We start from the raw sequence: 26629 nt of genomic DNA, 5'->3' as shown, positions 1-26629 counted from the left end.
GTCGTAGTCGGCCGTCTTCTTGGGGTCTTTCTGCTTGAGGGCGCCGGCCGCGAGGTTGCGCGGGTTGGCGAAGCTCCCCTCGTACTTCTTGAAGACCGAGCGACGCATGTAGACCTCGCCGCGCACCTCGAGGGGCCCGCGGGGAATCTTGCGCGGGACGTCGCCCACCTCCTGGACGTTGCGGGTGATGTCGTCGCCCTTGAGGCCGTCGCCGCGGGTCTCGGCCCTGTCCAAGCGCCCCTCGGCGTCGTAGTGGATGGCGATGGCCAGGCCGTCGATCTTCGGCGAGGCGACCACGTCGCCGTGCAGCTTGGCCGCCCAGTCTCGCAGGGCCTCCAGCGTGTAGGCCTTGTCGAGGCTGAGCATCGGCGAGGAATGGGCGAGCTTCTTGCCGCCGCCCTCGCTCAAGTCGGAGCCGATCTCCTCGAGGACCTTCGATTGGGGCTTCAGTTCCTTGAGGCGCTCGACCATCCGGTCGAACTCGTAGTCGCTGATCTCGGGCTTGGCCTGCTTGAAATAGAGGTCGTTATGGTGCCGGATCGCTTTTTCCAGCTCCGGGACGGCCATTTCCTTGATGGGTTTTTGCGTTGCGGTTTTTTTCATCGTTGAAAATCGGATCGTTAAAACGCGAAACGCGTCACGAACAAGCGGTCCAAATCCCCGCGCTGGTTGACGCAGACCACCCGGTCCCAGCCCAGCGGGTCGCACTCGATCAGCGACACCGAGACGTTGTCGATGCGAAACTTCCAGATGTTCTCGTAAGGAATCTTCAAGAACTCCATCACCGCGCACTTGATCCAGTCGGCATGTGAGACCGCCACCACGGTCTGGTCCGGGTGCTCCCGGCGCAATTGCGCGATGAAGTCCAAGGCCCGGTCGCGGACCTGATAGAGGGTCTCGCCGCCCGGCGCCACCGGAGTCTCGAGGCGCGTGAAATAGGGCGTGTAGTCCGGCAGGGCCCGGACCTCCTCGAAGGTGCGCCCGACCCATTCGCCGTAGTGGATCTCGACCAGGCGCTCGTCGTAGCGGGGCGTCAACCCCCGGTCCTCGACCAGGATCTGGGCGGTCTCCCGGGCCCGGCACACGCTGGAGCTGTAGACGGCGTCGACGGGAAAGCGGCCCAGGGCCTCTTTCAGCGCTAGAGCCTGCTGGCGGCCGGTCTCGTTGAGGCCGATCTCCTGCCGTCCCATGATGCGCCGGTCGCGGTTCCAGTCGGTCTCGCCGTGGCGGACCAAGAGCAGTTTCAGCATGCCTCCATTTAACGTCGCGGGGCCCCGTGAAGAAAGGAAAAATTTTCTTTTCAGGGGTTCGAGAAACGTGATCAGATGGACCCATGTTGCAAATCAACCGCCAGGTCCTGCCCAACGGCACCACTCTCCTCCTCGTCGAATGCCACCAAGCCCCCGTCGTCTCGATCAATTGCTGCGTGCGCGTGGGCTCTCGCTACGAGACCGACCAGGAGGCCGGCATTTGCCACCTCATCGAGCACATGTTGTTCAAGGGCACCGAGCGCCTCGGGCCCGGCGAGGTCGCCAAGCGCATCGAGGCCAGCGGCGGCGACGTCAACGCCTACACCAGCTTCGACGAGACCGTCTATTACTGCACCCTCGCCAGCCGCCACTTCGAGGCCGGCCTGGACATCCTCTCCGACGCGGTGCTCAACTCGGTCTTCGACCCCGACGAGCTCGCCCGCGAGAAGGAGGTCGTCATCGAGGAGATCCTGCGCAGCAAGGACAGCCCCAGCAAGGTGCTCTCGGAGGCGCTCTTCGAAAAGGCCTTTCCGACCCACAATTACGGGCGCCCGATCATCGGCTTCAAGGAGACGGTGCAGGGCTTCCCCCGCGAGAAAATCCTCGACTTCTACCGCTCCTGGTATGTCCCGGAGAACATGGTCGTGGTCCTAGCCGGCGACTTCAAGACCGAGCGGGCGCTGGAACTTTGTCGCGGAATCTTCGGCCAGCTGCCCTCCCGCCCCACGCCCCGCGGCGCGGGCGCGCCGGAGGCGCCGCAGACCGAGGCCCGTTCCGTCGTCCTCACCAACCCCATCCAGGGCAGCACGATGATGCTGGGCTACCACGTCCCGGCCCTCGACCATGCCGATATCCCCGCCCTGGACATCTTGAGCCACATCCTGGGCGAGGGCGAGAGCTCTCGCTTCGAGCTCAATATCAAAGAACGCAAGGGGCTGGTGAACTCGATTTATTCCTACGTCTATTCTCCGGCCGACCCCGGCCTCTTCGCGGTGGGCTACAACCTGCCCGAGAAAAACCTCGCCAAGGCGACGCTGGCGGTGATGGAAGAGATCTACCTGTTCAAGGACAAGAAGCTCGACCACGACGAGCTGGCCCGGGCCAAGATCAACATCAAGAGCGACGCGGTCTACGAAAAAGAGACGGTCGAGGGCCTGGCGCGCAAGTACGGCTACTTCGAGACCATCCTCAAACAGTACCAATTCGACGAGCACTATTACCAAAAGATCGACGCGGTCACCCCCGACGACGTCCGCGAGGTCGCCGCCAAATACCTCAAGCCCGAGGGCCTGAACATCGGCCTGATCTACCCGCAGGACTCGAAGCGGAAGATCGTCGCCCAAGACCTCCTCGACTGGGCCCGGGTCCGCAAGCCCGCCAAGCGCCCAGCCAAGAGGGCCGCCGACGAGGTGCACTATCTGAAATTGAAGAACGGCCTGCGCCTCATCCTGAAAGAAAACCACAACGTCCCCACGGTCGTGATCCGCACCGCCCACCTGGGCGGCCTGCGCGCCGAGACGCCCAAGACCAACGGCATCCACGGCCTGCTCGCCCAGCTTTGGGGCAAGTCCACCGCCACCCTCGACGCCGAGGCCATGGCCCGCGAGGTGGAGATGATCGCAGGCAGCATCCAGGCCTACAACGGACGCAATGTGACCGGCATGAAGGCGGATTTCTTGAGCGAGAAGATGCGCGACGGCGTCCAGCTCTTCCTCGATGCCCTGCTGCACCCGCGCTTCGACAAGCAGGAGCTGGAGCGCGAGCGCCAAAACATCCTCGAGGCCCTGCGCCGCGAGGAAGACCAACTCGCCTCCCTGGCCTTCAAGCAGTTCCAGCAGCGCCTCTTCCCCAAGCACCCCTACGGCATGTCGCTCTTGGGCAACGCGGCCAACGTCCGGCGCTTCAAGGTCGGCGACGTCAAGCGGGCCTTCGGGGACAACCTCGACCCGCGCAATCTCGTGATCAGCGCGGTGGGCGACTTCGATTGGGAGACCATAGCCGGCCTGCTGCGCCCCGCCCTCGAGTCCATCCGAGGGCGCCGCAGGGGCTTCAAGCCGCCCAAGGTCGACCCGGCGCCGACGGCGATCCAGACCGTCGAGAAGACCAAGGACAAGTTCCAGGCCCACCTGGTGCTGGGCTTCCGCGGCGTCAGCTACGCCGACAAAGACCGCTATGCCTTGGACGTGCTCAACAACATCCTCGCCGGACAGGGCGGACGCCTCTTCATCGAGCTCCGCGACAAGATGTCGCTGGCCTACTCCGTCACCTCGCTCAGCCAGGAGGGCGTCGAGCCCGGCTATTTCGGCGTCTACATCGCCACCGAGCCACGCAAGGTGAACACCGCCATCGAGGGCATCCTCCGCGAGCTAAATAAGGTGACCGAGGAGCTCGTCGCCCCCGAAGAGCTCGAGCGCGCCCAGCAATACATGGTCGGGGCCTACGAGATCGACCTGCAGCGCAACAGCACGGTCGCCACCCAGCTGGCCTTCAACGAGATCTACGGCCTCGACCGCCGCGAATGGCTGCTCTTGCCCGAGAAGATCCTCCGCGTGACGCGGGAGGACGTGCTCAAGGTGGCGCGCAAGATCCTCAAGCTCGACCGATACATCCTCTCGGTCGTGAAGCCCTAATTTTCTAAAGACAGCCCCCCGCCTTTTCCCTTAGAATTTCTAGAGCAGTGGGAGGCCTTATGCGCGCAAGAAACGTCGTAATTTTCGTCGCGCTGTGGCTGGCCGCTTTCGCGCTTTGGCCGGCCGCGGCCGAGGCCAAGTGGCAGACCTTCACCCCCCCGGAGGGCGGGTTCAGCATCGCAATGCCGGGGAAGCCGCAATTGACGCAATCCGTCCACAAGAGTTTCGTCGGCGCGGTCAAGGAGAGCACCTATACGATCAAGGCCGGGGGCGTCACTTACAGCGCCTCCTATTCCGAGCTGCCGGGCATCGCGGTGACGCTGGGCGGCAGCCGCACCATCTTCAACAAGGCCAAGGATGGGTTACTGAAGGAGGCCGGCGGTTCTGAAAACGCCTTCAACGAGATCAGCCTCGGCAAGAGCGAGGGCCGCGAGCTCAGCTTCACCCTGAACGGCGGTGGCGCCGGCAAGGCGCGCTTCTTCCTGGTGGACAAGCGGCTCTACGTGATCGTCGCAAGCGGTCCGACGGGCGCCGCCGCGGGCATCGGCAAATTTTTGAATTCGTTTAAATTGCTTTCATGAGGTTTATATCATGCACCGCATCTGCGTCTTCTGCGGTTCCAGCGAGGGTGATAACGAGATATATCGCAAGGCCGCGGAGGAGCTGGCGGGCCTGCTCGTCCGGGAAAATATCGAGCTCGTCTACGGCGGCGCCCAGGTGGGCTTAATGGGGCGGATCGCGGACGCCGTCCTGCAGCGGGGCGGCCGGGTCACCGGCATCATCCCGGGCGCCCTCTTCCCCAAGGAGATTCCGCACCAGGGCCTCACTCAACTATTGGTCGTGGACTCGATGCACGAACGCAAGCGCCTGATGTACGAATTCTCCGACGGATTCATCGCCCTCCCCGGGGGCCTGGGCACCTTGGACGAGCTCTTCGAAATCCTCACCTGGGGACAGCTGGGCCTACACGGCAAGCCCTGCGGCCTGCTCAACGTGGCGGGCTATTTCGACGAGATCCTCGCCTTCCTCGCGACGGCCGAGCGAAGGAAGTTCCTCAAGCCCCAGCACCGCAAGCTTTTGCTGGATGACGCCGACCCCGAGGCGCTGCTGGCCAAGATGCGGGCCTTCCAACCCCGGCCTCTCAAAAAGTGGATCCGTAGCCAAGAGACTTAGTTTCTGTCGACAAACCACCAATGGCCGGACCGAGCCGCCAGAGAAGGAAGGACGATTGACATTTTCTTCAAAATGTCTTTATTTCTTAGACATATTTAAGGGAAGTCTATGAACGCCTCGATCGTCGATTTGAGATACAAGACCAAGGCCATCCTCAAGGCCCTCGAAAAAAACGAAAAAATCCAAATCCTATACCACGGCAAGGTCAAGGGAACCATCCTCCCCCCGCGGCCCAAGGCAGCCGGAAAGGTCTCGTCCCATGCCTTCTTCGGCCTGCGGAAGGGTAAATCCCCCCGCCCCGACCAAACCATGGACCAGCTGAGAGGCGGCCGTTTCCGTGATCTTTGACACCGATATCTTCATCTGGGTGCAAAGGGGAAATACCAAGGCGGCCAAGCTGATCGATGAGACCCCCGAGCGATATCTCTCCGTCCAAACCTACCTCGAACTCTTGCAATGCGCCGAAAACAAGTCTCAACAGCAGGTGACGCGGCAGTTTCTCTCCGAATTCGGGTTCAACGTCCTTCCCCTGTCCGAAAATATAGGGCATCGTGCCCTCGTTTACATCGAGGAATACGGTCTCAAGTCTGGATTGCGGGCGGGGGATGCCATTATTGCCGCCACCGCCGTCGAAAACCAATTACCCCTTGCCACGGGCAACAAAAAGCACTTTAAATTCATCCAAGAACTGAATTTGCGAATATTCAGACCGTAGTCCAAAGGAAAACCCATGCTGAAACTGACCGACAAAGCTAAAGAAAAGATCCGCGGCCTGCTGAAGGAAAAAGACCCGAAGAGCTGGGGGGTCATGCTCCCCGACCAGGCCGGCACCTACATCCACCTGCCGCTGATCGACCTGGCCACCCTGCCCTCCATCGACGACGTGAAGTTCGTCGAGGACCTCAAGCTGGTCGTCGACCGTACCTCCAACGACGAGATCGAAGAAATCGCCGTCGACTACCTCGACGGCGGGGTGCTCTCCGGCGTCTTCGAGGTCAAGGTGCAGAAGCCCGCGGCGGCCGGGGCCGGCAGCCTCGACACCAGCAATCCGCAGGTGCGCAAGATCCTCGAGGTCCTCGAGAAAGAGATCAATCCGGCGGTGGCCAGCCACGGCGGCTACACCAAGCTGCTCGACTATCGCGACGGGAAGGTCTACCTCTTCATGGGCGGCGGCTGCCAGGGCTGCCACGGCGTCGACCAAACGCTCAAATACGGAATCGAAACGCGGCTCAAAGAAGTCGTGCCGGAAGTCGTGGCGGTCATCGACCAGACGGACCACGCGGCGGGGACGAATCCGTATTTCACCGCCGGGCACGGGCACTGAGCGTAGGGGCGAACACAAGGTTCGCCCCTACCAATTCAACCCCTCCAGCGGACAACCCTCGCACTTCGGCTTGGGCCCACAGAACTCCTTCCCCACGGACACCAAGAGGGCGTGAAACTCATTATAATGCTCTGCCTCGGCCGGGACGTGATCCGTCGCCAGCTCCTGCAGCTCGTCGTAGCCCGCCTCCTCCGGCGCCAGGAAATGCCGCGTGAAGACGCGGTAGGTGTAGGCATCGACCACGAAGATCGGGTGCCCCAGGGCGTAGAGCAGGATGCTGTCCGCCGTCTCCTTGCCGATGCCCTTGACCGCCAGCAGCTCCTCCCGCAGGCGCTCGGTGGGCCGCGCGCGCATCCGCTGGACGTCGCCCGCGTAGCGCTCCTGCAAGAACTCCAAAAAGGCCTTCAAGCGCCTCGTCTTGACGTTGAAATAGCCCGCCGGCCGGATCTTCTCCGCCAAGGCCGCGTCGGAGAGCCCCAACAGGGCCGACAGGCTCAGCAAGCCCTCGCGCTTCAAGTTCTCCAGGGCCTTCTCGACGTTCTTCCAGCTGGTGTTCTGCGTGAGGACGGCCCCGACCATCACCTCGAAGGGCGTCTCGCCCGGCCACCAATGCTGCGGGCCAAAGCGGTCCAGCAGGCGCTGGAACATCTCGGCAAAGATTTTTTTGGATTTTGTGCCCAAGACGTGCTCCGATATCCCCATGCAGGCCTTCTCGCCCGAAGAGATCGAAAACTACCGCAAGCTCTTTCCCGTGACCCGCGACTGGATCTATCTCAACCACGCCGGCGTCGCCCCGATCAGCCGCCGGGTCGCCGAGGCGGTCGAGCTCTTCAACCGCGAGGCCCTCGAGCATGGATACACCCAAGCCGCCCGCTGGCACAAGCGCATCGAGGAGATCCGCGCGACCTGCGCCCGGCTGATCGGCGCCGAGGCCGGCGAGATCGCCTTCGTCAAGAACACCTCCCACGGCCTCTCGCTTATCGCGCGCGGGCTGGGCCTGGGCGAGGGCGACGAGGTCCTGATCAGCGAGGCCGAATTCCCCAGCAACGTCTACCCCTGGATGGCCCTGGAAAAGTCCGGCGTCGTCCTGAAAAAGATCCCCGCCCGGGGCGCCGAGCTGGACTTGGGCCACCTCGAGCGCCTGATCACCGAGAAGACCCGCGTCGTCTCGCTCAGCTCGGTGCAATACGGGAGCGGCTACCGCCTCCCCGTCGCCGAGATCGGGCGGCTCTGCCGCGACACCGGCATCCATTTCATGCTCGACGCCATCCAAAGCCTGGGCGCCTTCCCCCTCGACGTGGACCGCGACCGGGTCGACTTCCTCGCCGCCGACGCCCACAAGTGGCTGCTCGGCCACGAGGGCATCGGCCTCCTCTACGTCCGCAAGGCCTTGATCGAAAAGATCGAACCGGCGCTTTTGGGCTGGAACAGCGTCGTCCAGCCCCTCGACTTCGACCGCGTCCACTTCGAGCTGCGCCCCGACGCCGGGCGCTTCGAGGAGGGCAGCCACAACGGACTGTCGATCTACGGCCTGGGCGCCGCGGTCGAGCTGCTGCTCGAGGCGGGCGTCCCGCGCATCGCCCAGCGAATCCTGGCCTTAACCGACCGACTGATCGCGGGCCTGCAGGAGCTGGGGATGGAACTGGCCTCCCCCCTCCACGAGGCCCAGCGCTCCGGGATCGTCAGCTTCCGCCTCCCGGGGGATCCGGAGGGCAAGGCCCGGCCCGCCCTGGAGCGCCGCCTCCACGCGGAGCGGGTCTACGCCACGGTGCGCCGCCGCGGCCTGCGCCTCTCCCCCCACTTTTACAACACGATGGAAGAAATGGACCGCGTCCTGGCCCTGATAAAAAAGATTCGACATTCCGCGTCCTAACCCACTATCTATAAACCTTCTTATGAAGCGTCTTTGGGTTCATCTCGTCCTTTGGCTCAGCTTGCTGAGCCCCGCCGCCGGCCAGGCGGCCTTCCCCTTCGACAACCCCCTGCTCCCCGGCGGCAACGGTAGTAATGCCACCCCCGCGCCCCAGAAGAAGGCCCTCACCGAGGCGGAGGTCCGCACCCAGCAGGAGCGCAATGCCCAAGAGCTGGAGCAGGCCAAGCAGTCCCTCTCCCAGCTCGCCGAGAGCGCCCCCCAAGTGGAAAACCGCTATCTCAACGATCGGATCCAACTGCTGGAGAGTCTCGACCTGATCTACGGCGACCTGCTGGAAGCCTTCGCCTCGCAGAAAAAAATCCTGGCCCGCACCGCGGCCTTGGAGTCGGAAGAAAACCAGTGGAAAAGCGGAACCCTCCCCAAGGATTTCGCCGTGGACTTCAACAATCTCGACCGCCTGCGCGGCCAGGAGGTGGAGGCCAAGAAGAACCAGCGCAACCGCGAGCAGATCTACAAATCCCGTCAGGAGGCCGCTGAGGAGGCGAAGAAGGATTTCCAGACCGCCGAGCAGGAGCGGCGCCGCGCCAAGGAGGCCGTCGAGACGGCCAAGGACGGCGCGGAGCGAGCGGCCCTCGAGCCCGCCCTCGCCTTGGCCCAGCTCAAGAGCCGCCAGGCGGAGCTGCGCCTGGCGCTGCGCGAGCTGGAGTTCGAGGTCGCGAAAAACTACCGAGTCTTTTTCCAAAAGCAGCAGACGCTCAACGCCCTGGAGATCTCCTACCTCGAGAAGCGCGTCCGATTTGGGGAAGAGGACCTCAAGCGCGAATTGAACCTGCTAAACGCCGAGTCGGAAAAACTCTCCCAGCTCCTGGAGCGGCAGCAAAAGGAGCTCCAGGCCGCCGCCAAAGAGTACGACCGAGCCCGGAAACGCCTCGATGAAAACGCTTCCCCCGCGCCGGCCCTGATCGAGGAGGTCGAGGCGAAGCGCCTCGCCCAGACCGCCTTGGAGCAACAGGGCGAGCTGCTCAACGACCGGCTCAAGCGCCTCAAGGAGTTGGAGGAGCTTTGGAAGCGCCGCTACCGTCTGTTGAGCGGCAAGACCGACCGACCGGAGATCGCTGCGTGGCAGCCGCAGACCCGGCAATACCTCGATCAGCTGAGGCGCGACGAGGAACTGAGTAATCTGCGGCTCAACTCCTTGCGGAACAGTCTGGTGGAAAATGAGGAGAAGGCCCGCGCCAAGGGCGAAGCCGATCCCGAGGCCAAGCGCTGGCTGCAGCAGCAAAGGGAGGCCCTCCAGCGAAACATCGACACGATGCAGGACCACCTCGCCTCCCTAGCCCTGACCCGCAAGCTCTACGAGAAGTTCCTGGCCGAACAGGAAACCCGTTACGCCCAAGTGAGCTTCTCGGACCGGATGTCCCGGATTTGGGAGCGCTTCCTCCACGTCTGGAACTACGAGCTCACCTCGGTGGACGACAGCCCCATCACCGTCAGCAAGGTCTTCTTCGCGGTGATCCTGATGGTCTTCGGTTTCATGCTGGCGAGGCGTCTCAGCGGGATGCTGGCCGATCGCGTCCTGCCGCGCTTCGGCGTGACGCCGGGAGTGGCGGCCGCGCTGCGCAAGCTGACCTTCTATTTCCTCATGCTGCTCTTCGTCCTGACGGCCTTGCACCTGGTGCGGGTGCCGCTGACGCTCTTCGCGGTGCTGGGCGGCGCTGTCGCGATCGGGGTCGGCTTCGGCAGTCAAAATTTGATGAACAACTTCATCAGCGGCCTGATCCTGCTGATCGAGCGCCCGATCAAGGTGGGCGACATCATCGAGACGGACGGCAACGCCGGCGTCGTCGAGCAGATCGGCGGCCGCAGCACGCAGATCCGCACCTTCAACAACATCCACATGATCGTCCCAAACAGCGCCTTTTTAGAAAAGGCCGTCGTCAATTGGACCCTGTCCGACAACATGATCCGCTCGAGCATCCGCGTCGGCGTGGACTACGGTTCAAACACCCGGCAGGTGGCCGACATCCTCAAGAAGGCCGCCTCCGACCACGGCAAGGTCCTCCAAACGCCCGAGCCGATCGTCCTGTTCAGCGACTTCGGCAACGACTCGCTGGTTTTCGATCTGTTTTTCTGGCTGAAGATCCAAAACTCCCTCGAGCGGCGCCTGGTCGAGAGCGACCTGCGCTTCATGATCGAAGGCGCCTTCAGCGAGGCGGGGGTCAACATCGCCTACCCGCAGCGCGACGTGCACCTCGACACGGTCAAGCCCTTGGAGGTGCGGGTGGTGGGGGGCGACGGCGCCAAACATTCTTAGTTTCAAACCCGCTCGCGCGGCCGATTCTCAGTTAAGCTCCGAGCATCCGCCGGGCCAAGATCCGCAGCAGGGTCTTGGGCAGGTCGCGGAAGTCCGCGCTTTGGTAATGGTCTCCGTAAACTCGCGTCACCGACTCGGTTCCCGCGCCGACCCCGACGCCCACGACCTTGACGCCCGCCGCCTCCAGATCCTTCACATAGGCTGCCGTCGTGTCCACGCCCATCCCATCGGTGACGACGATGACGGTCTTCTCCTCCGCCTCCTGGCCGGCCAGCAGCTCCGCGGCCAGTTTGAGGCCCGCCAGGTCGTTGGTGCCGCCGCCACCCGCCGACTCCAGCTCGGCCATCAGGGCGTTTTTTGCCGCCTCCGACCTTTCCAGGTCTTGAAAATCCTTGTGGAGGTTGGGCGTGTCGCTGAAGCCCGCCACCACGTGGTCCACCCGCAGGCCTTCGAGGACGTGCAGAAAGAGGGCCACCGCCTGAAGCGCCGGCGCCTGCGAGTCACCCTTCATCGAGCCCGACTCGTCGAGGAGCAGGACAAACTTATGGGAACGCCGCGTGGGAAACTTCTTTCGCAAGAAGAGCTTTAAGTCGCCTTCGGAAAATATCCCGGCTTCGTTTTTCACAAGGGTCTCCACCGCCTTGCGCACGTCGAGTCGCGGTCCGGAGACATAGTGGCCCCGGTAGTCGAAATCGGCGTCCAGCCGCAGGACCTGGCGCAGCAACTCGGCCAGCTGCGCGGCGACGCCCGACACCGGGTCGAAATAGCGCCGCCAGGGGTTGTTGTCGTAGAAGGCCTCGCGGTTCGCCTTCCGAATGCCACGTTCCTGAAGCAGGTCGGCGACCGTCTTCTCGCCGTAAGGCTTGAAGTCCGACTCGCGGTAGGGAGACGCGCCGGCGCCCAACCCCGCGCCCTCGCCACGACGCCGCGCCCGCTCCACCTGCTCGCGGCGCCGCCCGGCGGCCTCGCGGGGCTCCAGCCGTTCCGCCAGCCGGCCCGCCCGCCGCTCCAGCAACTCGCGGGCTTCGGCGCTTAAATCCTCCGCGTCGATCCCCGGGACGGGGCGGCCTTCGCCCACGTGGCCTTCCCGCAACCTTTCCTCCAGAACTCCCAGGGAGACCTGATAAAATCGCTCATAGCTGGGGAGGATTTTCTCGCGGACGAGGGCGTAGACCTCGTTTTGCTTGGCTAAGACCTCCTTCTCCTGAGGATGGTAGAAGTGGGGGTGCGTCCCCCAGATGCGGCGGGCCACCGGCTCGAGGGATTCCAAGGCCTCTCGCACCTCCGGGAGGTCGATGCGCCCGGTCACGCGACCGTTGGCCCAGAGCTCGAGAAAGCCCAAGGCGAATTGCTCGTGCGGCAGCTCGCCCAGCGGGGGCAATGGCGACGGTTTCGCCGCGGGATCGGCCTTGGTGGGCGGGAAGAATTTCTCGTAAAGGGAAGCGAAGTCGCCGCGGGCCCCGGGGAGGCGGGCCAGGGCGTACTCGTTGACGCGCGGGTCTTCGAGGCAGTTGGCGAGGAGGTGGCGCGAACGCTTTTCGAAGAAAAAGCCGTCGCCGACGCGGCTGACGGCGCCGTGACCGCCCTCGTGGAGGGCGATGGCGGCGATTTGGCCGGGGCTCAGTTCCCCTGCCGCCAAGGGGTTGACCCACATCTCGCCGGTATCCAGGTTGAGGGCCGCCAAGTCGACCTCGCCCGTAAGATCGACGAGGACGCGGATCCGTTTCATGGCGGCGAGGCTTCCGAGGTTCTCGAGGGTCCGGCCGTGTTCGCTCATGAAGGCGTCGATGCGGGCTTGGACTTCCTCGGTGGCCGCGGCGGCCTTTTCTTCCAAACGCTTTTGTTCCGTGGCCGGAAGCCGCGGCGCTTCGGACGATCGCGCCTTGCCCTTGCGCTCGAAGACCGAGTCCAGGGCGACGCCCGGCAGTGCGACGGCGGCGAACCAGCGCGCCGTGCCCATCGCCGGCGAGACGCGGGCCGGCAGCGGATGGGCCGCGGGGCTCGGCCGGTGCCGCGGGCTACGGGGGCCCTCCGGTCCCCCCGAACTTCCGCCTCCCCCCTGCGTCCGCGGCGGTGTGGGCGCCCGGCCGGGGGCGAGAGCCGCGCCGACGATGGCCTCGAGCTCCTCTTGCGAAAAGGCGTCGCGGATAAAGATCTTGCGGAACTTGTTCTCGAGCGCGAGCGAGTGGCGCTTGCGCCCACCGTTCATCCCCGCCGGGTTCTGCGTGAGAACCAGGCGGAACTTGGGATGGGCCTTCACCGGCGCCTCGCGGCCGTTCTCGCTCACGACGATCATCCGGTCGTCGTCGAAGACCGAGTTGAGACGCTCCAGGACCTCCGCCGGGATCAGGTTGGCCTCGTTGAGGATCAGGATGGCGCCTTCCTGGAGTGCTTTGAGAAAATAGCCTTCTTGGAAGATAAGATTGCCCGCCTCGTCCAAGCTAGGCATCCCGATCATCTCCGAGGCGCTGTGATCGGGAGAGCCCGTCACCTCGATCACGGGCTGATTCAAGAGCTTGCCCAGCCACTTCGGGATCGCCGACTTGGAGAGGGCCGGCGGGCCCTCGATCAGGACGTGGTCGCCGCGCCGAAAGGAGTCGAGGACCTTCTGGGCGTACTTGACCGTCGTCGGCACCGGCACCAGGTCCTCCCAGTGGGCGTTGCTCTGCAAGGACCGTTCGGAAACGGCCCCGACGGCGCCGCGGTCCCCCTCCACCTCCGCGAAAAACTCCTCGGCCCCTATGGGTCGATTCAAGTAATCCGGCACGACATGCTCTCCGCGAGGCAACGCCTGCGCCAAGGCCTGGACGGCCTTGGCGTAGTCCTCCCCGTTCAACCCATCCAAGACCTCCGCCTCGAGGGCCGCGACATAAGCCTCCATCCCCAATGCCGACAACTGAAGGGGCAGGCCCCCGTGCCTGGCTTCCCCTGCAGAAACCCCAGGGGTGGCCGGCCCCTCCCAAAAGTCTTTCCCTCTCCCTTCCACCTCCACAATTCGGCGCGCTACGCGCTTCAAGGTCCGCAAGGTCACCCGCTCCCCGCCCATGGCGATCTTCAAGGCGTGCAGGACCGCGGGCAGGGACTCCGCGCTTCGCGGGCTTAATTCCTTGTACTCCGTCGCCAAGAAGGCCTGCTGCTCCTCCACCGGCATGGGCTGGACAAAGATCTTCAGCCAGCGGTTGCCGAAGCTGCGCTCGGTGGCCTTGCGCCCCGCGTAGCCCTCGGGGTTGCCGGTGGCGAAGAGACGGAAGTGCGGGTGAACCTCGATCGCGACCAACTTGCCGCCCTGGCGGACCGTCACTTTGCCTGCCTGAATCTGCTGGATGAGATCGTTCTGCGCGACCAGGAAGGCTTCTGACGCGAGATTCGCCTCGTCCCAGACGACCCAGGCGCCGTGCCTCATCGCCTGGATCATCTTGCCGTCGCGCAGGACGACGCGGCGCTTGCCTTCAGCATCGCGCTCGATCTCAAAATGGCCGTAGAGCTGAGCGGCGTCGGTCTCGCGGTTGAAGTTGAGTCGAAGGAGAGGCGTGCCGGTCAGGTGCGCAAGGTACCGCAGCATCGCATTCTTCCCCGTCCCCGTCTCGCCCATCAGGTAGACCGGGAGCCGCGCCAGGATCCCTCCGACCAAGCCTTTCAGGGCCTGGGCGGTGGAACCGCCGAGAAACAGCCCTGCCTCGCCGGGCACATAGGCCGCAAGGCCCTGAGCCCCGGGGCCCTGAGCCCGCCAATGCGGGAGACCCCGCTCGATTTCGGCCAACTCCACCGCCGTCGCTTCCACGACATCGGATTGCTTGCGCGCCAGCTCTTCCGGGATCAGCGTCCGAGCTCGGTGCGCCACAGCCTTCAATTCTCGGTCCCATTCGGGAAAGAGCTGATTCAAGGCCCGTAGGGCCGGGAAACCGACGGCGTCCCACTCGTCCCGCAGCGCTCCCAACAGGACTTTCTTCGCCGCCTCGCTGCGAATGCCGCGCTCGGCCATGCCCCGCGCGGCCGCGGCGCGATCCCAAGGCATGTCCTGGCCTGCCTCGAGCAAGAGTCCTTCGATCTTGGGGGCATCCCAGGCCAGGGATACGAGGATCTCCCAGGCCTCCTGACGGTCGTCGGGATCGCCCTTGTGGAGAGCGTCCTCGAGGAAGGACTCCACCTCCGGCACCCGCTCGGGGCTACGGCTCAAGGCACGCGCGGCGGCGAGGCGCACCTTGAAATGGCGGTCCTTGTCGAGGACCTTGAGCAAGGCCGCACGGGCCGCCAAGCTCAACGGTTGCGGAGCGCCCAGGGCTACGGCCATCGCGCGGCGTTCCTCGAAGCCGCGCGCCTTGAGCCGGGCGATCAAAGACCTCTCGACGTCTTCCCCGCCCCAGACTAAGGCGGCGAGGGATTGAGCGGCGGCGACGCGGACCTCCGGGGAGACGTTTTCCAGTCGCTGCAACAGGTGGCGCCGCGCCTCTTCCACCGAGAGGCCCATGCGGCCCAGGGCCTCGGCCGCCGCGATGCCGACCAGGTATTCCGAATCCGTTAGGGCCGCGCGCAGGGCCTCCGCCGCCGGGGCGTGCCGGAGCAGACCCAGGGCGCGGGCGGCGTCGACCCGCTCCTCCACCCGCCCCATCGACCAAGCGACGCGGTCCAGCAGGACTTGGGAAAGCTCGAGCGGCACCGGGAGGCCGAGCTCGACCCAGGCCTCTGCGGCCTCGCGGCGGAGGGCCGAGTTCGGGGCAGCGAACAATCCTTGAATCCCCGCTTGCAGGATCGGCGATTTGAGACCCAAACGCCTCAGGGACCGAAGCGCCAGGCGCGGGATGTCGGTAGAGGTCTGCATAAGGCCGGCGCCCGATTGCACCGGGGTGATCTTGAGACCGCCCGCCAAGACCGCCTCAACCTCGGGGTTGTTCACGCCGAGCTGTCCCAGGGCCTGGATGGCCGCGCAGCGCCGCTCGCGATGGTCCCAACGCTGGAGCCGCGCGGAGCGAAGCAAGTACGGGAGTCCTTGCCGCAGGCCGAATTGGGCGATCCATTCCTCGGGCCAAGGTTTCCAATCCGTCACCGAAGGTAATTTGTCGAGAAAGGCCTCCAGCTCTTCCTGGGGCGCGTCTTTCATGAAATAGCCCATCCAGACATAGAGCGCGACCTGGTGCTCACCGGCCAACGCCCGCTGAAGCTGAACCGGGTCGTGGAGCTCGGGGTCTTGCAGGAGACGGCGGAGGACTTGGCGTTGAGGATCCGGCGCCGGCGGCGGAACAGCTTCCCACTTGGGCAAGGCCCGCAACAGGGATTCGATTTTGATTTTTTGGGGACCCTCGACCGCGGAGAGTCGCTGGGAGAGCTCTTCGGCGAGTATCTTTTGATACTTTTGAAATTTTACAAGGATCTCTTGATCCCAACCCGGAAACAATCGATCCAGGGCTTCGGCGGCGGCCCAATTTCCTTCCAGCGAGGAATAAGGAGCCTCGCCCTCATCTTTGTGCCCAAGAATCTTTAGCAGCGTCTCGCGGACAGCTTCGTCGGCTTGCCCCAGGCGAGCCAGGGCCTTCGCGATGATTTCCCCCTGCTCGCCGGGGTGCCCTTCCCATTGCCAAAGCAGCGCCTCCCTCACTTCCTCACGGTACAGGTTATACCCGGCCAGAACCTGGGCGGCCGGCACCGAATCGAACGAATACCCATAGCGCGCTCGGTTCAGAAGAAATCTTTCCAAGTCCTCGTCGCGGCCTCTCCATCGGAGCAAGGCGCCCGCGGCCCAGATTTTCACCCCTTCCTCCTCCTGGGGATCCTGAAACCTTTCCAGAAGGAAGGGGACCGCTCGGCCGGGGTTCCCCCATCTCGCCAAGGCCTCGGCGGCGTCCAATCGCAGCTGCAGTTCCTGCAAGGTCGGGATCGGGTCCAAATCCCACTCATCTTGTCTCGGATCCTCCAGGATAGCCGAATAGACGTCGCGGACCGCCTCATCCGCGAAACCCATTTCATCCAAGGCCCGCGCGGCCGCCATTCGAACGTCGACGTCTTCGTCGTTTAGGCGCGCTCGCAGGGCCTTCAGGACGGCCTCCTCCGTGGACCCCAAACGTCCCAGGGCCTCGGCGGCGCACATGCGGATGACCGGGTTTCCGTCGGAGCGGAGCTTCTCGACGAGCGCACGCACGACGGCCTCGCTCGCCAAGCCCAAACGGCCCAGGCCGTCGACGGCGTCCTGCGCGAGATCCTCGTCCTGCAACCACTCCAGGAGAAGATCCCCGGCGGCCGGGTTCTTCGAGCGCGACAGCAACTCGATCACGGCCCCTTCCGGTCGCCCCATGCCTGGGAGCATCTCTTGAAATGCCTCTTGGGGCAAACCGCGAAGCACCCGGGACAGCCAGAGGTCCAAGGGCAGCCCCTCCTCGGCCGCAAAATGCGCATAAATTTTTCCAAGATCGGTCGCTTCGGGATCTTCGAGGAGCCGTCGGATGATTTGCCGGAGAGGATCGGCCGCCTCCGTTTCCGAAGCTTCCCATTTCGGCAGGGACCTCAGCAAAGACTTGATCCTTTTTTTCTGCCTTTCATCGGCATCGTCGAGGCGGCGGGAGAGCTCATCTACGAGCATTTTTTGCAAGGCAGCGAATGCCTCCGGAAACGATTGGTCCCAACCGGGAGCAAGCTTGTCCAAAGCCTCGGCGGCGGAGAATCGGACGTCCGGAGCCGTATCTTCCAAGGCCTCTTTTAAGAGGGGGAGAGCGCGCGAATCGCCCAACCCGGCAAGGGCCATGACGGCGGAATGCCGGCTACTTGGATACGAATAAGGGCTTCGGAGAACCTGTTCCCAAAACCGGAAGGTTTTTCGGTGTCCTAACTCGACCAAGGCCATGGCGGCGGAGATTCTTACCTCCTCAACCTCCTCATTTGCCAAGACGCTTTCCAAAAGAGGGACGGCCCGAATATCGCCCGACTTTCCCAAAGCCCTTGCCGCTGAGTTTCGCACGGAAACGTTAGAATCTCTCAAGGCTCGGTGCAGGAAGGAAAACGAATGTTTGGGCCCCAGCTCTCCCAAGGCCTCGGCGGCGGCACTTCTTACTTCCGCATCCTCTTTTTTATTTTCTAAGACGCGTTCTAATCTCCAGATCGCGCGGGTGTCCCCTAGTTTGCCGAAGGCGCGGACAACGGATCTTCGCATGATTACGAAAGCAAACTTATCCTCCAATGCCCGTTCCAGGAGCAGGAACGAGCGTTTGTGACCCAACTCTCCCAAGGCCTCGGCGGCGGCGGCTCGGACATCCAAATTGTCATCTTTCAAGGCTCGTTTCAAAATAGGGATCGCGCGTTTATCCCTCAGCTTGCCCAGAGCCTTGGCCGCCGATACCCGGTAGGGGCGATAATAACGGGTCAAGTCGCTTAAGATCTTTTCCAAATCGGGGAATGCGCGCACGTCACCCAGTGTGCCCAGGGCCTCGATCGCGGCGCTTTTTACGGAATCCTTCTTATCACCCAGAGTCCGCGCCAAGAGCGGGAACGCCCGTTCATCGCCCAGTCCGCCCAGCGCCCTGGCCGCGGCGCTTCTTGCGGAATCCTGATAAATCGGATCGAGGTATGGGTCACCCGCTAAGAGTTGCTCTAAAAAGGCGAAACCCGATTTGATCTGGAATCGCTCGATCCACTCGGCTTTTACCCAGTGAGGCCAAGATAAATGCGACAAAATCTCCGTTATCACCTTTTCGTCCCGAGGAAGGGCTTTGGCGAGCAGCACGTCCAAACCGCAGAGTTTCTCCCGGGCGAAGGTTTCATAAACCTCCTGCACGCTGGTCCTTTTCGGGTCTTCGAGTATTTTTTTAATTTTTTCCCTTAAAGGAGCGGTCGAAGGATCCGCCTGAAAATCCTTCCTTGAGAAATTTTTGCCCGTGAGATCGGCGGCCAATCGGGATATTTCGGGTTGCAGCTTCTCGCGGAGATCGGGATCCGGGCTGCGACTCAAGTAGGCCAGCTCGGCGCCGAGCAACAAGGCTTCGTGAGGCGGCAGCGTTCCGGCTTGGGTAAAAGCCGTGGCGATCAGGCCCCAATGCCTTAGATCGCGCAGGGTGAGGTGGATTCCCGCACCGGCAAAAGTCCGTGCCGTTTCCTGATGAAAGCGCGCCATCTCCTCGGCAGCCGTGGACAGGGCCGGGAAGTTCTTGCGGGAGATGAGAATGAGCTCTTCCTGCGAGAACGCGTCGCGGATAAATATCTTGCGGAACTTGTTCTCCAGGGCGGGCGAGTGGCGCTTGCGGCCGCCGTTCATCCCCGCCGGGTTCTGCGTCAGGACCAGCCGGAACTTGGGGTGTGCCTTCACCGGCGCCTCGCGGCCGTTCTCGCTGACCACGATCATCTTGTCGTCGTCGAAGACCGAGTTGAGGCGCTCCAGGACCTCCGCCGGGATCAGGTTCGCCTCGTTGAGGATCAGGATGGCGCCTTCTTGGAGCGCTTTGAGAAAATACCCCTCTTGGAAGATCAGATTACCCGCCTCGTCCAAACTAGGCATCCCGATCATTTCCGAGGCGCTGTGGTCCGGCGAGCCGGTCACCTCGATCACCGGTTGATGGAGGAGTTTACCCAGCCACTTCGGGATCGCCGACTTGGAGAGGGCCGGCGGGCCCTCGATCAGGACGTGGTCGCCGCGCCGGAAGGAGTCGAGGACCTTCCGCGCGTATTTGACGGTCGTCGGCACCGGCACCAGGTCCTCCCAGTGGGGGTCGCGCCGTAGGGGCCCTTCGGGAAGGGCCCCGGCGACACCGCGGTACCTCTCCGCCTCCGCAAAAAACTCCTCGGCCCTCGCCGGTCGATTCAAGTAATCCGAGACGGCCTGCTCTCCGCGAGGCAGCGCCTGCGCCAAGGCCTGGACGGCCTTGGCGTAGTCCTCCCCGTTCAACCCATCCAAGACCTCCGCCTCGAGGGCCGCGACATAGGCCTCCATCCCCGATGCCGACAACTGTAGGGGCAGGCCCCCGTGCCTGCCCTCCCCTGCAGAAACCCAAAGGGTGGCCGGGCCCTCCCAAAGGTCTTTTCCCTTCCCTTCCGCCTCCGCAATCCGCACCGCCACCCGCTTCAAGGTCCGCAGCGTCACCCGCTCCCCGCCTAGGATGATCTTCAAGGTATGCAAGAGCGCGGGCAGGGACTCCGCGCTCTCCGGGCTTAAATCTTTGTACTCCGTCGCCAAGAAGGCCTGCTGCTCCTCAACCGACATGGGCCGGACAAAGATCTTCAGCCAGCGGTTGCCGAAGCTGCGCTCGGTGGCCTTGCGCCCCGCATAGCCCTCGGGGTTGCCGGTGGCGAATAGTCTAAAATGCGGATGGACATCGATGGTGACGAGCTTCCCGCCCTGGCGGACGGTCACTCGTCCTGTCTGGATTTGCTGAATGAGATCGTTCTGCGCGACTAGGAAGGATTCGGAAGCGAGATTCGCCTCGTCCCAGATGACCCAGGCGCCGTGCCTCATCGCCTGAACCATCTTGCCGTCACGCAGCACGACGCGGCGTCGGCCTTGGGCGTCGCGCTCGATCTCGAAATGGCCGTAGAGCTGGGAGGCGTCCGTCTCGCGGTTGAAGTTGATCCGCAAAAGCGGCGTGCCGGTTTGATGCGCCAAGTACCGCAGCATCGCGTTCTTCCCCGTCCCCGTCTCGCCCATCAGGTAGACCGGAAGCCGTGCAAGGATTCCCCCGACCATGCCTTGCAGGGCCTGGGCGGTGGATCCTCCGATAAACAACTCGGCTTCGCCAGGTATATACGCCGCAAGCCCCTCCGCCTCGCGCCCCTTCGCCTGCCACTTCGGGAGGCCACGCTCGACTTCGGCCAACGCGACGCCCTGCCCTTCGACGACTTCGGACTGTTTGCGGGAGAGCTCTTGGGCGAGGATCTTATTATATTTGCGGAACTCCTGCTGGACCTCCCGATCCCAGCCCGGGAAAACTTGATCCAAGAATCTTTCCGCGGCGCTTGCCGTCTCGTCCTCCTTGAGGGCTTCGATAAGGACGCTTTGGAACCGCTCGTCCGCCATACCGAACTCGGACCATAACCGGAAAACATAGTATGGGTACTCACGCCAATTTCGGAAAACCTCCTCTCTTATCTCCTCGCCCCGTCCGAGACGAAACAACATCTCCGCGGCTTTGAGCTTATCGGTCCAGTTCTTCTGGCGGGAGAATTGATCGGCCAGCCATGCTTCGACCGCTTCTAGGCCCAGCCCCAATGCAACCAATGACGTGGCGGCTTCAAATCGTATGGACTCCTTTTCGTCGTGAAGCCTCTCCAAAAGGCCCTGTTGAAGGGCCTCGGCGATGGGACCTTGTTGAACAGCCTTGACGAGGAAAGTGTGGCGACAACCGGTTATGGCCGATTCGCGTACTCTTGAATCGGCATCTCTCATCTCCGAGAGAAGGTCGTTCGCCATCGAGAGGACCGCATCCCGGACGAATTCGCCGTCCCTCCCCAATTTGTCGAGCCGGGATACGGCGGCAAATCGGTCTACTATTTCCACCCGCTGATTCACTACCACCATGCGCAGCCGTTCTCTCGCCTCCTCGTCGGCAATTCCCAAGTCATCCAGAAGCTTCCATGCGCCTCGGCGCGCTTCGCCAAAGTCCCAATAATCCCCCTCGTTCGATATAAATTCGAAGAGGAATTGACGAGTTTCTCCCTCGTCAGCAAGTCCTAACTTGACCAAAGCTTGAACCGCGATGAATCCCGAAATTCCATGATCGCGATCTATTATGTTACGAAGGCCGTTTTCAACGCCGTCATCGGCAATGCCCAAGTTCCCCAAGGCATCAGCAATCCAACCTTCTGGGACGCCACAATCAATGTCTGACAGCATCTCCAAAAGGATTTGCTTGATTTTTTTGTCGCCTCGACCCACGGTGCCCAATATACTTACCGCATACTCGGCCCCACCCGCGTCGTATCCATGCTCTTCCAAATAGCCCAGCATCCTGGCTCGTAGAGCGCTTCCAACTTCGCCATCGCTTGGAAACATATGAATCAAGAATCTCGCGACATCCACGCAAATGCCTCGATCCGCCTCCTCCAGCATTTTCAGGAGCCGCGTTCGAGCCGCGTGGTTCTTCGATTCTTTCAACAGTCGCAATTCATCTTCGGGTTTCATGGGTTGGAGGGCGGTCAAAACTTCCTCAAATTCCCGCTCTGGCAGCTCCCTGAGCACCCGCGGCAGCCAGGATTCGAAGTTCATACCTTGCAAGGCGGCAAAATGCATGTAGACGGCTTGGAGATTCTCGACCTCGGGATCCGCAAGAATGCGGCGGATGGTTTGACGGACGGGGTCAGCCTCCTCCTGCACATCCTCCCTTGGGAATGTCTTGCCCGAGAGATCGGCGGCCAATCGGGACATTTCCGGTTGCAGCTTCTCGCGGAGATCGGGATCTGCGCTGCGACTCAAGTAGGCCAGCTCAGCGCCGAGCAGCAAGGCTTCGTGAGGCCGCAGTGTTCCGCTTTGGGCCAAGGCTGCGGCGATCAGGCCCCAATGTCCTAGATCGCGAAGAGTAAGTTGGACTCCCGCGCCGGTAAAAGTCCGTGCCGCCTCCTGATGAAAGCGCGCCATCTCGCCGGCGGCGGGGGCTAGGGCGGGGAAACTCTCGCGGGCGAGGAGGGTGAGTTCTTCTTGGGAGATGGCGTCCCGGATAAATATCTTGCGGAACTTGTTCTCCAGCGCGGGCGAGTGGCGCTTGCGACCGCCGTTCATCCCTGCCGGGTTCTGCGTGAGGATCAGCCGGAAGTTTGGATGCGCCTTCACCGGCGCCTCATGTCCGTTCTCGCTCACCACGATCATCCGGTCGTCGTCAAAGACCGAGTTGAGCCGCTCCAGGACCTCGGCCGGTATCAAGTTGGCCTCGTTGATCACCAGGATGGCGCCTTCCTTCAGGGCCTTGAGGAAATACCCCTCCTCGAAGATCAGGAGGCCTGCTTCGTCCAAAGCGGGCATCCCGATCATGTCGGCGCTGGAATGGTCGGCGGAACCCGTCGCCTCGATCACCTCTTGGCCGGAGAGCCGTCCGATCAGGCGCATGAAGGAGGACTTGGAGGTGGCGGGCGGCCCCTCGATCAGCAGGTGGTCGCCGCGGATCAGGGAGTCGAGGGCCTTGGCGGCGTACTTGAGGAAGGTCGGGACGGGAACGAACTCGCCCCAGTCCCGCGCTTCATGTTCCTGGGCCTCGGGTTCTTCCCGGTCTTCCTTCTGCTCCCTGCCTTGGTTTTTTTCCTGTCCGCCACGGTCCAAGAGTCCCGCGTATTCGCCGACCTTCGCCTCGAACTCTTCGCGGCTTGGAGGCTGGGAGACATAGTCTTTGATTTCATAGGTCCCTCGCGGCAAGACCTGGGCCAAGGCCTGAACGGCCTTTTGATAATCTTCGCCATTCAGCCCGTCGAGGACCTCGGCCTCGATCGCGGAAAGACAGGCGCGCATGCCTTGAGGCGTGAGTTGAGGAGAGGCCGCGGCGTCCCCCCTCTCCCATAGGCTTTCCGATTCCATCTCCTGAATCCTCCCCGCTACCAGCTTGAGGGTACGGATCGTTATTTTCTCTCCGCCCAAGACCAGTTTTAAAGCATGCAAGGCCGCCGGAATAACTTCCGCACTCTCCGGACTTAATTCCTTGTACTCCGTCGCCAAGAAGGCCTGCTGCTCCTCCACCGACATGGGCTGGACGAAAATCTTCAGCCAACGGTTGCCGAAGCTGCGCTCCGTGGCCTTGCGCCCCGCGTAGCCCTCGGGGTTGCCGGTGGCGAACAGGCGAAAATGCGGATGGACGTCGATCGCGACCAACTTGCCGCCCTGGCGAACCGTCACTTTACCTGTCTGGATCTGCTGGATGAGGTCGTTCTGCGCGACCAGGAAGGCCTCGGAAGCGAGATTCGCCTCGTCCCAGACGACCCAGGCGCCGTGCCGCATCGCCCGGATCATCCTGCCGTCGCGCAGCACGACGCGGCGATTGCCTTGCTCGTCCCGCTCGATTTCGAGGTGCCCGAAAAGCTGGGAGGCGTCGGTCTCGCGGTTGAAATTGATGCGGATCAGCGGCGTTCCGGTCCGACAGGCCAAGTACCGCAGCATCGCGTTCTTCCCGGTGCCCGTCTCGCCCAGCAAATAAACTGGAGTTCGCGTCAAGATACCCGCCGCTAGTCCTTGCACCGCCTTGAAGGTGGAGGGCGCGAAAACCAGGCTCTCCGGACCCGGAATGTGGAAAATAATGGGATCTTCGTTTCTTGATCCGTCCGTGAGGCGAGGATTCCAAGAGGAAAGTTGGGCCAGAAGATATTTCGACGACAACGCCTCCCCTTGGATCCGGTCGGCCTCATCCCTCGACTCTTCCTGCTCCACGCCCTTCCGAATGATTTTTTGTACTTCTTCCCGCATTTCCTCGTTGGCAAAGCGGTCGGCGTAGACGATTCGCAGGCTCTCTTCCATCGACAGCGCCGTGTTCTTGAGGCTCATCTCGGCGGTTACTTGGCCGGCCAAGAGCAGATCGCGGAGGGTCAGCGGCTCGCCGACCTTGGCGAAGACCGGCTCCAAACGAGCATGGACGGCGGCGAGGCGTTTGGCGTGGCTTTCGGTATCCGGCGCTTTTCCCAAGGCCGTCTCACCGCGGCCCGGCGGCAGGCCGCCCGGGCCACCCGCGCCGAGGAACATCCACATCGGGGCGAGGAGAAGCTGCCTCCCAGCCGCAGAGAAGGCTTGCGGCGCGGCGGCTTCGGGATCCTCCGCGCTATCCTTCCGGGAATTCGCAATCGTAATATCCGCTTTCTGCTGAAGTATCCGAAAGCCGTGATTCAGCGCCCCCATCTGCGCCCCGCCGAAGCCGCTGACCAAGGTGATCTCGCGGATCTGATCGGCGCCGAGGGCCCGATGATGGCCGTCAAGGCCCTGGCGCAGTTGGGCGTCGAAGAGCTCCTCCCCCGTCTCCGCCGCCGTGTCCTTGGCCAAGTGGCCCAGGCCTTTCGCGCCTTGCTGGGCATAGCGGTGGAACAGCTCCTTGCCGAGGTTGCGCGAGACTTGCGCGGAGCCGCCGCCCATCGACAGCGGGCCGAACAGGCTCATCGCCGCGCCGGTCGTAAGGCTGTCCTTGCCCCAGGCGAGCAGGGTCTCGGGTCCCTGCCGGACCTCGCCCGTGCCGAACGCCACCGCGTTCTCGGTGGCGGAGATCGCCATCCCCATCTTCATCCCGTATTCCGCCTTAGAGGCCCACGCCAGGGCCTCCGCCCCCTGGCCGATACGGCGCGCGCCGGCCGCGGTCTGAAGCGCGCCTTGCATCGCGCGACCGGCCCGCGCCGCATTGGCGATCGCTCCGGCGGTGCCCATCCCCTGGGTGACCAACGAGATCGCGGCGATCTCCGCCACCGTTTGGATCAGTCCGATCAGCTGCTCGGTCCCTTCCATTTCCGCGGCCTCCATCGCGGCGAAGAGCCTGCCGTCCTTTTTCAGCTCGCGGTACAGTCCCTTCAGCTCCTCCTCCAGGTCTTCCTTCGCGCGAACCCCGGCCAACCGCCGCAGGCAATCGTCGATCCAGCGGTTGGCCTCGCGGATATCCTCGATGTCCCCCGCGCCGAACCAGCTCGCCACATTCGAGGCCCCGCGCGACAGGGCCTTGTGCTGCTTGTACTGGTACCAAAACTGATGCTTGGTCTTGTGCAGCTCCGAGGAAAGGTGAGAGACCGCCCGCCGCAGCTCCGCCGAATCTCCCTGGACCTCCTCTCCTTCGAGCGGCGGCGGGATCTTCACCTCCGGGAGCAGCGTCTCGCCCATGGCGACGGAGTGCTTCCAGGTATGCGAGAGCTCTTTTAATTGAAGATAGGGGCTTTTGTGCCCCTCCGGCACGGCCTCAAACAATTCCTCCAGGCCCCGACCGACGGTCTTATGCTCCAGCCATCTCCAGGCCTCGGCGAGGGGTCCGAAGTCCGAGCCGGGCTTCGCCGGCAGCGGCGCCGCCAAGAATTCCTGGACCCGCCCGTTGAGCCAGCGCAGGCCCGCCTCGTCGCGGACGTTTTCGGTCAGCGAAAGCAGGCGCTCGGTCTCGGCCATCAGATACAGGCGATGGGTAGGGCCGGAGTAGGCGTTATCGACCCGCCAGTTGTCGGAATCCGCCGCCAAAAGCCAGAAGCGCGCCAATCGGGTCCGGAGTTGGGATAGGGGATCGGCCTTTTCGCGATGCGCCGCCTCGATTCGCGCAATACCGCGGATCTCCTCGGGCTTAATCGTCCTTTCCTTGGACACGAGCGCGCGCACCCGCTCGGGGTGATCGTGGTATTGGGTCCCCGCACCTTGGATCCGCGCCTCCTGCTCGTCGGCGACGGTCAGGATTTCCTCGGCGAGGCGTCCGGCCTCCCGAAGCTCGGCGTCGCTCACGCCCCAGTTGAAATAATTCCACGATGAGATCTGTTTTTCGGATTGGTGCGCGTAGAGACCGCCGATCCCTTGCCGTTCGCCTACCGCGGCGATGGCCTTGCTCAGGTCGGCCCGGATCTCGCGACTGTACTGCGCGGGATCGCCCAGAATGCCGCGCAGCCTTCTCCTGCCCTCCCGGTCGTTCAAGTGGGAGGAGACGAAGCGCTCGGCCGAGACGGCGATCAGGTCGGCCGTCAAACGCCGCAGGGCCGCCGGCGGAGGGTCCTCCGTCTTTTCTCCCCTGCCCTCCGCCCAGAGCCGTCGCAGGAGCGGCTCGTGCTCGGCCTTGCCCAGGACTTGGTGGTAGGAGGCGAGGAGGCTTTGATTGAAGGCGATGCCGTCGACGGAGACTTGGTCCAAAAGCCAATCGCGAAACTCTTCGAAATTATTGGCATGGACCTTGCCCGGGTCGAAGCTCCCCCTCGCGTCCCGAAGCAAAGGGGATACTAAGGGCCCGAGAAGCCTACGCAGCTCGGCGTTCGGATCGGAAACGGAGGCTTGGGGACTTTCGTTCGCCGACCCAAAGGGGCTTGTCTCCATTGGGCGTAAAATGTCCGGCGTCGGAGGATCGCGTGCCTCCGCCTCGGCTCTGGCCCCATGTTCGTGAAATAAGGCTAACTCGTGAAAGCCCATCTCGCGCAGGTGTTGGGATGTCAGTTCCTTCGGCATGGTACTTCCGCAACTCAGCT

General features: G+C 63.2%; 12 protein-coding genes. 8 read left to right on the top strand and 4 right to left on the bottom strand.

Annotation, left to right across the window (positions count from 1 at the left end; translation table 11 throughout):
- Positions 1-603 (bottom strand): NAD-dependent DNA ligase LigA (locus tag FBR05_05420; protein MDL1871624.1); only part of this gene is annotated, 603 nt, incomplete at its 3' end.
- Between the two features lie 17 nt (positions 604-620).
- Positions 621-1250 (bottom strand): histidine phosphatase family protein, encoded by a 630-nt coding sequence (locus FBR05_05415; GenBank protein ID MDL1871623.1) that lies wholly within the window; start codon positions 1248-1250, stop codon positions 621-623.
- A gap of 83 nt (positions 1251-1333) precedes the next feature.
- Between FBR05_05415 and FBR05_05410 the strand changes: the two genes are divergently transcribed.
- The 6 genes from FBR05_05410 (at position 1334) to FBR05_05385 (ending at position 6377) form a co-directional block, all read left to right on the top strand.
- Complete coding sequence (locus FBR05_05410) at positions 1334-3880, top strand: insulinase family protein (protein ID MDL1871622.1); 2547 nt, start codon at positions 1334-1336, stop codon at positions 3878-3880.
- A 59-nt stretch (positions 3881-3939) separates the two neighbouring features.
- Positions 3940-4461 (top strand): hypothetical protein, encoded by a 522-nt coding sequence (locus FBR05_05405; GenBank protein MDL1871621.1) that lies wholly within the window; start codon positions 3940-3942, stop codon positions 4459-4461.
- Positions 4462-4471: 10 nt separating this feature from the next.
- Positions 4472-5053: a TIGR00730 family Rossman fold protein gene (locus FBR05_05400; protein MDL1871620.1), complete on the top strand. Its 582-nt coding sequence runs from the start codon at positions 4472-4474 to the stop codon at positions 5051-5053.
- 108 nt (positions 5054-5161) lie between these two features.
- Positions 5162-5401, top strand: a complete 240-nt coding sequence (locus FBR05_05395) for a type II toxin-antitoxin system Phd/YefM family antitoxin (GenBank protein ID MDL1871619.1) — start codon at positions 5162-5164, stop codon at positions 5399-5401.
- The gene (locus FBR05_05390; protein MDL1871618.1) at positions 5391-5768 is read left to right on the top strand and encodes a type II toxin-antitoxin system VapC family toxin; all 378 of its coding nucleotides are present in this window, start codon (positions 5391-5393) and stop codon (positions 5766-5768) included. Before FBR05_05395 ends, FBR05_05390 begins: the two co-directional genes overlap by 11 nt.
- Before the next feature lie 15 nt (positions 5769-5783).
- Positions 5784-6377 carry a hypothetical protein gene (locus FBR05_05385; GenBank protein MDL1871617.1) on the top strand — a complete coding sequence of 198 codons (594 nt, stop codon included), beginning with the start codon at positions 5784-5786 and terminating at the stop codon, positions 6375-6377.
- Between the two features lie 27 nt (positions 6378-6404).
- Here the strand turns inward: FBR05_05385 and FBR05_05380 are convergent, their stop codons facing one another.
- Positions 6405-7079 carry an endonuclease III domain-containing protein gene (locus FBR05_05380; GenBank protein MDL1871616.1) on the bottom strand — a complete coding sequence of 225 codons (675 nt, stop codon included), beginning with the start codon at positions 7077-7079 and terminating at the stop codon, positions 6405-6407.
- Between FBR05_05380 and FBR05_05375 the strand changes: the two genes are divergently transcribed.
- Both FBR05_05375 and FBR05_05370 read left to right on the top strand, forming a co-directional pair.
- Positions 7078-8250: an aminotransferase class V-fold PLP-dependent enzyme gene (locus FBR05_05375; GenBank protein ID MDL1871615.1), complete on the top strand. Its 1173-nt coding sequence runs from the start codon at positions 7078-7080 to the stop codon at positions 8248-8250. The genes FBR05_05380 and FBR05_05375 overlap by 2 nt on opposite strands.
- 22 nt (positions 8251-8272) lie before the next feature.
- Positions 8273-10564 (top strand): mechanosensitive ion channel, encoded by a 2292-nt coding sequence (locus FBR05_05370; GenBank protein ID MDL1871614.1) that lies wholly within the window; start codon positions 8273-8275, stop codon positions 10562-10564.
- Positions 10565-10595: 31 nt separating this feature from the next.
- Here FBR05_05370 and FBR05_05365 read toward each other — a convergent pair whose 3' ends face one another.
- A complete protein-coding gene (locus FBR05_05365; GenBank protein ID MDL1871613.1) occupies positions 10596-26609 on the bottom strand; it encodes a VWA domain-containing protein in 16014 nt (5337 codons plus the stop codon).
- Positions 26610-26629 lie beyond the last annotated feature (20 nt).

Source organism: Deltaproteobacteria bacterium PRO3, from assembly GCA_030263375.1.
GTDB lineage: Bacteria > UBA10199 > UBA10199 > DSSB01 > DSSB01 > DSSB01.
The sequence above is the reverse complement of the archived record's forward strand: the minus strand, read 5'-3'. Positions and strand labels throughout refer to the sequence as shown.